Source organism: Providencia xihuensis, assembly GCF_041953405.1.
Lineage (GTDB): Bacteria > Pseudomonadota > Gammaproteobacteria > Enterobacterales > Enterobacteriaceae > Providencia > Providencia vermicola.
The window spans coordinates 2,186,083-2,198,990 of the sequence record NZ_CP169565.1 but is presented as its reverse complement, the minus strand read 5'-3'; the positions used below and the strand labels follow the sequence as shown (position 1 = coordinate 2,198,990).

Sequence of the window (12,908 nt, the reverse complement as noted above, 5' to 3'; positions counted from 1 at the left end):
GTGTTTTATCTTCGATTACATACATCTTATTTATCTGAAAGCACATATTATTTTTTCTATGCTACAATCCATCAAATTACTTTTTATCTTAAAGGATCGACTTAATGAAAACGCATTTTCCTACCGAACCAGATGTCCATGCACTTGCAGATGAAGTGACATGCCTAAAAAATTTGGTTACACATATGCTTAAAGCAATTGGCCAAGCAGATGCAGGTAAGATTTTGATCAAAATGCAGCGCGAAGTTGCTCAAATGGAAGACGAAAAACAGGCTGAAACCTATACAAACATCTTAGAACAAATTAAAACAGGTTATCGCCAATAGATTATTTAGCGATAAATGCGATTTAAAGCATAAACGTATTCAAGAATGGATTAACTGCACAAATAACTAAGTTTTTGTTATCAAAATCATCTATCTTTATTGACGAATTAAACCATTCTTTATTCATTTAGCTCCCCCTTCAAAACCCTATGAAGGGGGCTTTTTTTCCTCAATTATTGCCCTGCTTGTGTATATAAGTCATTACAATAATTAGCATATTCCTCTAATGTTGTATTCTCCGTTTGCTTACCCCAACTTTTTTGCTCTTCAAAAGCCCAAACTCGAAATACCTGTCCAAGGTTTGCACCAGACATCCCCACCTCTTTATATATCCGATGGTAAAACCCTTGATCTGCTTTATAAATTTCAAATTTAATGGGGACAAGCCGTGCAGGGTTAGATGCCGTTTGAAATGAATTACCAAAAAGTATTGTTTTAACCAGTATGTCCATGCTTAACTCCCATATGAAATTGAACATAGGTAAGATTACCCTATAACTAGAGTTAATATAGCTTATTATCGGGAATATATTGAAGACTCTTAGAAAATAAATGCCTATTTTTACGTAATTAAGAATAAATATCGAGTCAGTTTGGAGCGATGTTTTAGGCGTTTATATTCTAATTTGTTGGCATACAATGCAACTCAGTCTCCCAATCCTCATATGGCGGGTCAATAACATATGAATGGTCTACATACCAACGAATATAGTCTGTCGCACGCTTTTGCGCGTGTTTGAAATTAATTACATCACCCTTTTCATCAAGCTCCAATGTATTGATTAAAATAGCATACACTTGTTCAACTAAACTCGGTTCATCTACACACAATTCAACATAATCAACACCATTTAACATATAGTGGCTACCACTAGTCATAAAATAGGCGAACGTTCTCAAGGCGCCACTGACACTGTGTGAAAGTTTCATAACTGTCCCTATGAATATTATATAAAAAAGCCACTTCATTTGAAGTGGCTTCAAACTGCTGACAAACCGATTAGATTTGGCTGCAGGTTGGATTGGTTTTGAAAATAAACGAGAAAAATCAATTCATTAATTTTTGGCTGATAACACAAAGCAGGAAAACCACGCTTTTATCCTGCTTTGTCAACAACCTCAAGCCACTTCATTTGAAGTGGCTTTCCATACTATTTTAAATATTCGCCTGAGCGAAGTGCTTCAATTCGTTTATCTAACGGAGGGTGAGACAGGAATAATTCACTGAATGCTTTACCACGACCATTAATACAAAATGCCATCAAACGCCCTTCTTCTTGCGGCTCATAACTGGTTTTCAGTCTTTGCAGTGCCGCAATCATTTTTTCACGTCCCACTAATTTTGCAGAGCCAGCATCAGCGTGGAATTCGCGATAACGAGAGAACCACATGGTGATAATGCTTGCTAAAATACCGAATACAATTTCCAGTACCATAGAAACCGCAAAATAGACCATTGGATTACCGTTGCTACTTTCACTTTCGTTATCATTGTTTGACATAAAACCTGCAGCTAATTGAGCAATGATACGGGATATAAAAATAACGAAAGTATTCACAACACCTTGTAACAAGGTCATTGTCACCATATCACCATTGGCGATATGACTGATTTCATGGGCAATAACCGCTTCCGCTTCGTCGCGACTCATGTTTTCAAGTAGCCCTGTGCTCACTGCAACTAATGAAGCATCACGACGTGCCCCTGTTGCAAAAGCATTGATATCTGGCGCATGGTAAATAGCCACTTGTGGCATTTGAATCCCCACTTGCTGGGCTTGGCGCTGAACCGTTGTCATTAACCACTGTTCAGTTTGGTTACGTGGGTTTTCAATAACTTCACCACCTACCGATTTCAGAGCCATCCACTTAGACATCAGCAATGAAATAAAAGCGCCACCAAAACCAAATAAGCCCGCCATAATCAACAAGCCTTGAACGCTACTTCCGCGAATGCCTGTTAAACTCAATATTATTCCAAACACAAACATAACCGCTAAGTTTGTGAGCAAGAATAAAGCAATTCTCATCATTTTTTGTATTCCTTGGTAAAAACTAAGATCACGTAGAATTTACTTTATAAATAAGGTTTTTTCACACTATTTCAAGTCAATTAACACGAAAACAGTAAAAAATAACATAACTTTACACAGCGAGACTAAAAAAAGGGCAAGCGCTCTACCTACCTCTCTGTTTATTAAGAGTTCAAATTTTAACTATTTGTTTTAAAAGGGTCAATTCATAGCCATTTCAATTTAAACTTATTTTTAGTTGAATCGAGGAATCTAATTTTTGAGGGATATGAATCTTAATAATGTATTTATCGGCTCTTTTGATGAATTTCTTAGCCTGATAAACAATAGTTAAGGTTTCGCTTACGAAAAAATAATGCCACGCAGCGTGGCATTATTATCACAATATAATGATAGGTTAACAGCAAAAAAACTCGTGCCTTAATTCGCTTTCTCTTTAGCAACTTTTGCCGCTTTTTCTTTTGCTGCTTTAGCGGATTCTTTATCCGCGGCTTTGGTTGCTTTTTCTTTAGCAGCCTTAGCAGGCTCTTTATCAGTAGCCTTAGTCGCTTTTTCTTTTACTACTTTTGATTTTTCTTTATCCGCAGCTTTACTTGCTTTTTCTTTTGTTTCTTTTACTGCATCTTTTTTATCTGTCGCTTTTGACGCTTTTTCTTTTGTCTCTTTCACTACGTCTTTATCGGCTACTTTTGATGCTTTTTCTTTCACCACTTTTGCAGACTCTTTATCAACCGCCTTGGAGGCTTTTTCTTTTGTTTCCTTCACCACCTCTTTGTCAGCCGTTTTTGAGGCTTTCTCTTTCACCGTTTTCGCTACATCAGTGGCTTTATCCGAAGCTTTTGTTGCTTTTTCACTGGCTGTTTTGCTTGTTTTATCCCCTGTTGATTTGATTGAATCAGACACAGAAGGTTTGCTGGATTGTTTTGCGACTCCTGCTCCAATTACACCACCAGCAATACCCGCCTTACTGTTAATGTCGTTTTTTAATTCAATGGTACACACTTGCTCTGAGCGACTTGTTGAACCATCATTACAAATAAACTTACCATCTTCGCAGCGATCTATCCCGCCTTTACTGCCCGAGCAAGGGTAATTTCTTGCATTCGCGGTATTGACCACAGAAACCATCATGACACTAACAGCCATTAATCCTAAAAGTAATTTACGCATGGTATTGCCTCATGTTTAAAAGAGCTACAACAAAAGTTTAGGATAAATTAAGCAAAGGTAAAGAATTCTATCGTTAGAGCATTAAGTTAACTTCAAAAATATTTTCGTTGTGACGTAAAATGAATAATGATAAGTCTGAGATTATCAATTTTAGTATAAAAAAAGCCAGCTTACGCTGGCTTCAGACTGCTGACAAACCGATTAGGTTTGACTGCAGGTTGGATAGGTTTTGAATGTATTTCGAACTACTGATTACCTGATAGCATTTTGGTGTTTTGTTTTGACAAATCAACCGCCATCTTCACTGTTTCGTCCAAGTATGGGTCTGGCGCTTCGTAATCTTTTGGTAGGTCTTCCAATTTCTTCAGTAATGGCTTACCTTCTTTCGTATTACGCTCATTTATTCGTTTTAGTTTCGTCGCCTCAATTTCATCATCTTCTTTCTTACGCTCTGCATAATTCAATGAAATCAGATTCTTACTTTCTTTACTTACTTTATAGCGAGCGATATCTTCATCGATATAATTGAATTCACGATCCTGACTAATTCTATCGAGGTGCTTAGTTTTAATGGCTGATAAATCAGGTGAAATATCCCCTACTTTGCTATAGTTCGCAGCAGGAATGCTATCCCATGGCAGCGCATTATCTTCAAAGCTTTCCCCCGTTTCAGCAGGATCTTGCCCCGTTGGCATCACAACATCAGGGGTAACGCCCTCACGTTGCGTACTACCACCATTAACACGATAAAATTTTTGAATAGTATATTGAACAGAACCTAATGATGGCCATTCAGGTTTTAGCATTTGGTCATAAACACGGCTTAAGCTACGGTGTTGCTGAACAGTACCTTTACCAAAAGTTGGTTCGCCCACAATTAAAGCACGACCATAATCCTGCATCGCAGCTGCAAAAATTTCAGACGCTGATGCACTAAACCGATCAACTAAAACAACCAAAGGACCTTTATAATAGATGACATCATCGTCATCAACATCTTGGCGCACTTGGCCATTGTTATCGCGTACTTGAACAATTGGCCCTTTTGGAATAAATAAACCCGATAATGAAACCGCTTCGGTTAATGCTCCACCACCATTACCACGAAGGTCAATAATTAGTGCAGAAACATTATCTTTCGCCATGTTTTGCAGTTGGGTTTTTACATCATTGGTTAAGCCCACGTAAAAACCAGGAATATCCAGAACAGCAACTTTATCTTTACCTTGCTGTTTAATCGTCAGTTTTACTGCACGATCCTCCAGTCGGATCTGCTCCCTCACTATAGTAACGATATGTGGCTTCGCCCCTTTAGTATCAGAAACGACTTCCAAACGAACCTGACTTCCTTTTGGCCCTTTGATCAATGCAACAACATCATCAAGACGCCAACCAACAACATCGACAATCGGTTTACCTGTTTGACCAACGCCGATGATTTTATCACCAACTTTCAACTCTTTACTTTTAGCTGCAGGGCCGCCTGCAACCAGTGAGTTGATAACCGTGTTTTCGTCATCTTGCTGTAAAACGGCACCAATTCCTTCTAATGATAAGCTCATTTCAGAATTAAATTGCTCAGTATTACGAGGCGAAAGATAACTGGTGTGCGGATCGATTTCACGCGCAAATGAGTTCACTATCAATTGAAAAACATCTTCACTTTGCGCTTGAGTTAAACGGCGTAACGCAAAATTATAACGCTTAGTGAGTTTCTCTTTGATTTCTTTGTCATCTTTGCCTGAAAGCTTTAGGTTTAACCAATCATAACGTACTTTTTGATCCCAAAGACGGTCAAGCTCTTGCTTGTCTTTAGGCCAAGGTGATTTTGAACGGTCAACTTCAATCGAATCTGTCGCATTTAAATCAATTGGTTGCTCTAAACGTGCTAATGCATATTTAAAACGTTCGAAACGTCTTTCCTGAGACAGGTTATACAGGTCATAAAACGCATCTAATTTGCCATCTTCAAGCCATTGCCCCACTTTCCCTTTATCTTTGGCATATTGGTCAACATCGGATTGAAGTAAAACATTGTGACCGAAATCTAACATATTGAGATAACGGTCAAATATTTTCCCAGAAAACGCATTGTCTAAATCAAATTGGCGGTAATGTGAACGAGTAAACCGTGAGGTTACTCTTTCACTGACGGTGCCATGCTGTGCGCTCTGTTTTAAGACAGGTAACTGAGCAGCAGTGACAGGAGCCACTGCTTGTGTATTAGCAATTGCACTGCCGAAAGTCGCCAGACTAACGACAAGTGCAACTTTAAGAAGTTTGTTCATGACCTGATTGACCTCCGTATCAGAACTTTAAATGTTCCGCGCGTACAATCATTGCCAGTCCAGTAGGCAATTGAACTCTCACACCGTCTTTCGCAATTTCCAGAACAGAAGCGTCCATCAAGCTGCTACCAACTTTCACTTTCAAGGTTTGGCCTATTTTAAGTGCATTGATATCAGTGACTGACTTCAGGTTTTGTTCAGGAGCTGGATTGTTACGACGGGGTGTTTTTTCTGATGTATTTTGCGGACGTTCTTTATTGTCTGATGGGCGACGACGTGGTGCTTTGTCTTTAGTAGCTTCTGGATTACGTGCTGGTTTTTCACCCGCTTTTTTCGCTACAGGACGTTTTTGCGCTTTTTGTTCAGCACGTTGTGCTTGAACGCGTGCTTTCGCCTCAGTTAATTGTTGGCGAGCATGAGCGATGTGCTCTGCATCTAGCTCACCACAATCTTCGCCATTTAGGTCAACGCGCTTTGCGCCTTCTTTAACACCGTAAAGGTAGCGCCAGCTAGAAGTATACATGCGTAATGCTGAACGCAATTGCGTTTTGCTAATACCATCTTCTTCCGTCAAGCACCCTACGATATCTTGAAAAATTCCGACTTTTAACGGACGTGCTTCGCCTTCAGCGATAAAACAGCGTGGAAAACGCTCTGCTAAAAATGCGATAACTTCTTTACTACTATTCAACTTAGGTTGATTTTCCATGAAATTTCCTGATAACAACGATTTTGCCAACCTCACGGGCATGAACAAGCCGACATTATAATCGTGTTGCTAACAATTGCCACGTTACTATTAATTTTACAGCCCAATATTTAGTAATATTTTGGCATAGAACACATTGCCAGATGCTGACACAACTGGTTTACAAGGTGTTGTAACCCTTTTTCATCTTCTTGGTCGAATTGGCTAATATTTGGGCTATCAATATCTAAAACCCCGATATTTTGTCCATTTACTACCAGCGGAAAGACAATTTCAGCATTACTTGCCGCGTCACAAGCGATATGACCAGGAAAAGCATGGACATCTTCAACACGCTGAACTTGGTTTTCACTAAATGCCGTACCACAGACCCCTTTACCAAATGGAATTCGAACACATGCGACTTTTCCTTGGAATGGGCCTAAAACAAGCTCTTGCCCATTGCTCAAGTAAAAGCCAGCCCAGTTCACACCATCTAAACGTTCATATAATAACGCACTGGTATTTGCCAAGGTCGCAATTAAATCATATTCTCCCGCCAATAATGCAGAGAGATTATCTGAAAGTTCGAGATAATACTTCTTTTTATCCATAATTATTTCTAGTAATAATCAAGTAATTAAAATACACATATGCAAGAGTAATGCTAAGGTTACCAAGTTGTCACTTTGAGGTAAATTTTTTTACACTAGATTACATCTAGGCGAAACCCTAAAATGAGCAAATATGAATCACATTAATCATACTGACTTGATTTTGCAACGTTGTCGTCACTGCAATCAAAAAATTCATACGCCGCCATTTAGCCCGCGGCAGGTTATTATTTGCCCACGATGCGCCTCTCAACTCAATGACGGCCGTTCATGGTCATTAAATCGACTGTCTATCCTTGCCATCACGCTGCTAATGCTTGCACCCATTGCATTTTGGCAACCACTAATATCAATTCATCTATTGGGCAGCCAAATCAATGCCAATGTTATAGAAGGAATTCGCTTAATTAACCAGCAAGGTGACCCCATTACTGCCAGTATAGTGGCTTTTTGTGCAATTGCCGCTCCTTTGCTACTTCCCATTTTAGTTTTATCGTTACAGGTTGGTCGAAAAATCGGCTTAAACCTCAGGCCTATTTTATTGGTCTTGAGCCATATAAAAGAATGGGTCATGCTTGATGTTTACTTAATTGCACTGGGTATCGCTGCGATCAAAATGCAAGATTATGCTAGTGTATTTATCGGCCACGGGCTGATTGCCTTTATCACAATGTCTATTTTGAGCTTGCTGATCCTCATCCACATGAACCTTGACCTGCTATGGAAAAACGTTTATCCCATCGAAGAAAAAGACTCGCAAGCCGACGCAATGACCTGTACAGCCTGCCATTACACAGGCCCACCCAATAAACACGGTAGGTGCCAGCGCTGCCATTGTCTGGTGCAATATCGGGATCCTCATAGCTTACAAAAAACGTGGGCCGCACTGATTGCTGCCATGGTGTTATTGTTTCCTGCTAACCTAATGCCGATTTCCATTTTTTATTTAAATGGTCAACGACTCGAGGATACCATTTACTCAGGTGTCGTTTCGCTAATCGATTCGGGTAACTGGCCAATTGCAATTATTGTTTTCATTGCCAGTATCTTAGTCCCGTTTATTAAAATTATTATTATGATTTTGTTGCTATTTTCGATTCATTTTAATAGCAAAACTGACCCCGTCTTACGCATGAAGCTCCTGAAGTTTGTTTCATGGATTGGCCGTTGGTCAATGTTAGATTTATTTGTCATCGCACTGATGATGACGCTCGTTAACCGAGAACAATTAATGTCCTTTACTATGGGGCCTGCCGCTCTCTATTTTGGCACCGCCGTGATTCTAACGATTTTAGCCGTTGAATGGTTAGACAGCCGTTTAATTTGGGATTCTTATGGAAAAACAAAACTCGCAAAATGAGCCTTCTGATGATGTTGCAGAAGCGATACAACGCCGACGTGTGCATATTTCGCCTTTTTGGCTGCTCCCCTTAGTCGCCATCTTTATCGCTGGATGGTTATTATTTCAACAGTGGGTTGAGCGCGGCACAGATATTACCATTGAATTCACCTCGGCTCCTGGTGTCGTCGCGAATCGTACCCCTATTCGTTACCAAGGTGTTGAAGTGGGTTTAGTGCAATCTGTGGCGATTAGCAAAGATATGAAAAACATCATTGTCACGGCCAGTATAAACAAAGATATGCGCTCAGCCTTGAATTCAGGTACTAAATTTTGGCTAGTCACCCCAAAAGCGTCCCTTGCAGGTGTCTCAGGGCTCGATGCCCTTGTTGGTGGGAACTATATTGGTATGCTACCAAGTACGGGATCTGAGCAATTTTCTTTTGTCGCACAAGACACGCCCCCTCAGCAAAATATTGACCAAGGCGAGCTGCTCATCCACCTTTCAGCTCCCGATTTAGGTTCATTAAATGAAAACTCGCCTATTTATTACCGCAAAGTGCCTGTTGGTCATATTTCAGATTATACCGTTTTGCCAGATAACCAAGGTGTATCCATCTCCGCTATCGTGCAAAAACGCTATGCCAATTTAGTGCGCAAAGACAGTCAATTTTGGAATGTTTCAGGCTTGCAAGGCCATTTTGACCTAAAGTCTGGCGCAAGTGTCAAAATGGAAAGTCTTTCTGCAGTCATTAATGGTGCCATTGCATTTGACTCTCCAGAAGGCAGTCCACAAGCTGAAGAAGGTCAATCGTTTGTCTTACAAAGTAATGCTGAGGTGGCAAATGCAGCGAAGCAAAACGCAAAATCACCACTGAATTTAACCTTATGGGCTCATGACACTTTTGGCGTCAATCAAGGGCAGCCCGTAGTTTACCGAGGTATTCAAATTGGCGAAGTGTTACAGCGTCACTTAAGTGCTGATAAAGTTGACTTTAATATTGCAATTTATGATGAATATCGCCACCTAGTAAGAGCAGACAGTAAGTTTGTCGCCAATAGCCGTGTTGATGTTCAATTGGGGCTAAATGGATTGCAATTTCAAGGCGCTACGCCGCAAGAATGGCTCGAAGGTGGGCTTCATTTAATTGTCGGAAACAGCCAAGAAAAACTCCCTGATACTTTCCCTCTCTATCGCAGTGACGAAAATGCCAAAGCGGGTATTCTGGGAGTTTCACCACCCACAACTATTACACTTAACGCGACCACTTTACCCGATATCCAAACAGGCTCAGTTGTGCTTTACCGTCAATTTGCTGTTGGAAAAATTATTGCCATTAAACCAACAAAGTTAGGGTTTGCCATCGATGTCAATATTTCCAGTGAATACCGCCATCTACTTACCGAGAACAGTATCTTTTGGGCTGAAGGTGGTGCGAAAGTCGAACTTAACAGCAATGGATTAACCGTCCAAGCAGCGCCTCTCAGCCGTGCAATTAGCGGAGCAATTAGCTTTGATAACATTGATAGCTCCACCGTAAATAAAGCCCGTCAACATACATTATATCCCAATGAGACCTCCGCAAAAGCCATTGGTAGCGTTGTCACATTAACGACTTTTGACGCATCTAAACTTTCTGAAGGGATGCCAATTCGCTATTTAGGGATTAATATCGGCCAGATTGAGTCCTTAAAACTCTCTGCAGATAAACGCGAAGTTCAAGCAAAGGCAATCCTCTACCCTGATTACGTGAGTACATTTACCAAATTAGGTAGCCGCTTTGCTGTTGTCACACCAGAACTGTCACCTGCTGGCTTAAATAATTTAGACAGTTTACTTCAACCTTATATTAGTGCAGAGCCAGGCCGAAGTAATAAAAATCGTTACCAATTTGAATTACAAGCCGCCAATATTACTGATTCACGCTATCTTGATGGCTTAACCGTCTATCTTGATGCCACTGATGTAGGCTCAGTCCAAGTGGGTACGCCAATTCTCTTTAGGGGCTTAGAAGTCGGCGTTGTGACGGGATTATATTTGGGAGAGCTTTCCGATCGCGTTTATGTGGCGACTCGTATTGGTAAAGAATACCAATATTTGGTTCGTGACAATACCCAATTTTGGCTATCTTCTGGCTTCAATCTTTCCTTTGGTTTAACGGGAGGTGTCGTCAAAAGTGGAACATTTAAACAATTTGTTCGAGGAGGCATTGTGTTTGCAACCCCACCAACAGTGCCACTCTCCCCTAACGCTAAGCCTGAACAGCACTTCATTCTAAAATTAGAGCCACCAAGCGATTATTTGGAATGGGGAACCTCCATTCCAAAAAAATAACGACTACAAAGGTGCTTGTTACCCCAACAATGCACCTTTTCCTTTTTAAGGATTAAAAAAATATTTTGGAAATAGATTCCATTTATACTATGCTTAATCTCGTTGGGCTGAATTTATACAGCTAAAATCAATCAGTGAGGTGTGATTATGTGTATAGTTAAATTGAAAATATCTTCCTATGAAATCAATGATGCCGTTATGGAGACCCATAAAAGCGATACAGTGAGTATCCCTTGTGATTCTGATACGGATTTTTGTATGCAATTAGACGGTTGGGATGAACACACGAGTATTCCAGCAACGATTGATGAAAAACCCGTGCTGTTATATCGCCACCGTTATGACAAAGAAAATCATCATTGGGTTATGAAGGTTGCTTAGTCGCTTATTGGGCAATAAGGCGATTAATCCAAAGATGATTGGCTTATTATTGATGGGTCAATATGTGGGAAAGCAAACCAATAGGCAAAAAAAGAGGCCTGGTAGATTCCGATTACCGGGCCTTGGGAAATGGCTCTGGCAGAGCCGTGCGCTAAAATTGCCATTGAGACGTAACAAAGTACACCTTAATACTAGCTTTCAATGTACGTTCTTACCACATTAATTATCAATTATTTTACATATTATTAACACAATTTATTGTTTAATATTCTAATATTGAACAATTTGTTTAATAGGTTATGCCTATGTAATTAATCAATAAAACCTTTCAATCAATTACTTCATTGATATATAAGATAAATTCCAACAAGCAACTATTTTAGCTTCCCACTCTTTTCAATGATAAAAACAACTTAAATATACCTACTTACTACCACACAATTTCGCAGCAGCTTCCTTTAACGGTAAAACACGTTCTTCAACACTTTTTGTAGTCTCAATCGGCTTGAGCAATACATCGATTGGTTGGCCTTTAATTTCTTTATTATTCATTTGTGTTGCAGCGATATCATTTAATGGATATTGCATTAATGTGGCTGGATTGATCACCACCAGCGCACCATTAGTGCGACATTCCAACATCACCTCTTCACGTGTAAAGGGCCAATCATCACCAAATTGTTTTTTACTAACTGATGTTAAGGGAGCAGCAACAGCAGTACTAATTGTTCCACCAACTAATAAGAAGCAAATAATGAGTTTAGATTTCATTGAGATGACCTTGTTAAACGAGTGCGATAATAATTCGCTATTATCAAATAAATAAAATGGTTTTGCTACACGGGTTGATACGTGGCAAAAATGGCTACTGCTAAAATCGCCATTGTCCCTAACAATAATTCGACCCAGCTATTAATGATCAAATAATTAACTTGCCCTTTTTGCTTGATCCTTGGCACGATGTAATAACGGTTAATAGATGCAAGCATTATCATTCCCACGACCAATATAATCTTAAACCAAAGTAGTGATTGATATTCAGAGCCTGAATACTCCATTGGCCATTGCGGCAAAATGCTTATCGCACTTATGACGCCAGTGATAACCACTAAAACAACCGCAACGTGCCCATAACAGGAGAATCGCTTCATTGTCTTAATAATTTGCGCATCCATTCCAGCCACAAGTTCACGTTTATTCCGCAAAAATTGAATACAGATTAAAAATGGCCATAAGCCACCAAACCAATAGGCTGAACTAATAAGATGAATAAATTGATTAAAGCGATGAAGCCCGCCAACGATACCATCTTGCATCGCGGCATGCCCAACGAAGGCATGTAAGCCAAGAGTAAGAATAGAAAGAAGTAAAACAAGGTGTAATCGTAACTTAATAGACTTAATAAATAAAACTACCAACAAAATTACAGATAATAATAATTCCCAGCGCCAAATTTGACCGAATGATGTCCCCAGCACGCCCTGCCAGATATCCCAATCTGTTGCATCCTCCCAGCCATCCCCCATTAAGCCCGCTTGTGCTAACATCCAGCCCCAAATGGTTACAACAGTAACGACTGCACAAAAGTTGATCCCTTTATTCAAATAACGGCTAATGAGATAACTAAATTGCCCACAACTCAGCAACGCTGCAAATATTGACATTCCACACATCAATATTGCAGCAATAAAATGAATAAAACGGATTAAGGTATAAAACGCGTCCAGTGACATA

13 protein-coding genes are annotated in these 12,908 nt (G+C 39.9%); 4 read left to right on the top strand and 9 right to left on the bottom strand.

Annotated elements, in window-relative coordinates:
• The first annotated feature begins 104 nt into the window (after nucleotides 1-104).
• Nucleotides 105-326: a DUF2594 family protein gene (locus ACE2AL_RS09785; RefSeq protein ID WP_206086160.1), complete on the top strand. Its 222-nt coding sequence runs from the start codon at nucleotides 105-107 to the stop codon at nucleotides 324-326.
• 173 nt (nucleotides 327-499) lie between these two features.
• Here the strand turns inward: ACE2AL_RS09785 and ACE2AL_RS09780 are convergent, their stop codons facing one another.
• The 7 genes from ACE2AL_RS09780 to ACE2AL_RS09750 form a co-directional block, all read right to left on the bottom strand.
• Nucleotides 500-778 (bottom strand): hypothetical protein, encoded by a 279-nt coding sequence (locus tag ACE2AL_RS09780; RefSeq protein WP_206086161.1) that lies wholly within the window; start codon nucleotides 776-778, stop codon nucleotides 500-502.
• A gap of 169 nt (nucleotides 779-947) precedes the next feature.
• Complete coding sequence (locus ACE2AL_RS09775; RefSeq protein ID WP_206086162.1) at nucleotides 948-1,256, bottom strand: hypothetical protein; 309 nt, start codon at nucleotides 1,254-1,256, stop codon at nucleotides 948-950.
• A gap of 221 nt (nucleotides 1,257-1,477) precedes the next feature.
• The gene (gene htpX, locus ACE2AL_RS09770) at nucleotides 1,478-2,359 is read right to left on the bottom strand and encodes a protease HtpX (RefSeq protein WP_206086163.1); all 882 of its coding nucleotides are present in this window, start codon (nucleotides 2,357-2,359) and stop codon (nucleotides 1,478-1,480) included.
• A gap of 420 nt (nucleotides 2,360-2,779) precedes the next feature.
• Nucleotides 2,780-3,529 (bottom strand): cell envelope biogenesis protein TolA, encoded by a 750-nt coding sequence (locus ACE2AL_RS09765; RefSeq protein ID WP_272539383.1) that lies wholly within the window; start codon nucleotides 3,527-3,529, stop codon nucleotides 2,780-2,782.
• A 245-nt stretch (nucleotides 3,530-3,774) separates the two neighbouring features.
• Nucleotides 3,775-5,817, bottom strand: a complete 2,043-nt coding sequence (gene prc / locus ACE2AL_RS09760) for a carboxy terminal-processing peptidase (protein WP_272539384.1) — start codon at nucleotides 5,815-5,817, stop codon at nucleotides 3,775-3,777.
• Nucleotides 5,818-5,836: 19 nt separating this feature from the next.
• Nucleotides 5,837-6,526: an RNA chaperone ProQ gene (gene proQ, locus ACE2AL_RS09755; protein WP_206086166.1), complete on the bottom strand. Its 690-nt coding sequence runs from the start codon at nucleotides 6,524-6,526 to the stop codon at nucleotides 5,837-5,839.
• Between the two features lie 110 nt (nucleotides 6,527-6,636).
• Nucleotides 6,637-7,119 carry a GAF domain-containing protein gene (locus ACE2AL_RS09750; RefSeq protein WP_206086167.1) on the bottom strand — a complete coding sequence of 161 codons (483 nt, stop codon included), beginning with the start codon at nucleotides 7,117-7,119 and terminating at the stop codon, nucleotides 6,637-6,639.
• Between the two features lie 133 nt (nucleotides 7,120-7,252).
• On the opposite strand from ACE2AL_RS09750, the gene yebS reads away from it, so the two are divergent.
• From yebS to ACE2AL_RS09735, 3 genes are all read left to right on the top strand, one after another.
• A complete protein-coding gene (gene yebS / locus ACE2AL_RS09745; protein ID WP_375084285.1) occupies nucleotides 7,253-8,479 on the top strand; it encodes a membrane integrity lipid transport subunit YebS in 1,227 nt (408 codons plus the stop codon).
• A complete protein-coding gene (locus ACE2AL_RS09740; RefSeq protein WP_375084284.1) occupies nucleotides 8,454-10,793 on the top strand; it encodes an MlaD family protein in 2,340 nt (779 codons plus the stop codon). Before yebS ends, ACE2AL_RS09740 begins: the two co-directional genes overlap by 26 nt.
• Nucleotides 10,794-10,940: 147 nt before the next feature.
• Nucleotides 10,941-11,174, top strand: a complete 234-nt coding sequence (locus ACE2AL_RS09735) for a DUF1480 family protein (protein WP_206086170.1) — start codon at nucleotides 10,941-10,943, stop codon at nucleotides 11,172-11,174.
• Nucleotides 11,175-11,597: 423 nt separating this feature from the next.
• Here the strand turns inward: ACE2AL_RS09735 and ACE2AL_RS09730 are convergent, their stop codons facing one another.
• Both ACE2AL_RS09730 and copD read right to left on the bottom strand, forming a co-directional pair.
• Nucleotides 11,598-11,945: a DUF2511 domain-containing protein gene (locus ACE2AL_RS09730; protein WP_206086171.1), complete on the bottom strand. Its 348-nt coding sequence runs from the start codon at nucleotides 11,943-11,945 to the stop codon at nucleotides 11,598-11,600.
• Between the two features lie 65 nt (nucleotides 11,946-12,010).
• Nucleotides 12,011-12,907, bottom strand: coding sequence for a copper homeostasis membrane protein CopD (gene copD / locus ACE2AL_RS09725; RefSeq protein ID WP_206086172.1), 897 nt, complete (start codon nucleotides 12,905-12,907; stop codon nucleotides 12,011-12,013).
• Nucleotide 12,908: the final 1 nt, after the last annotated feature.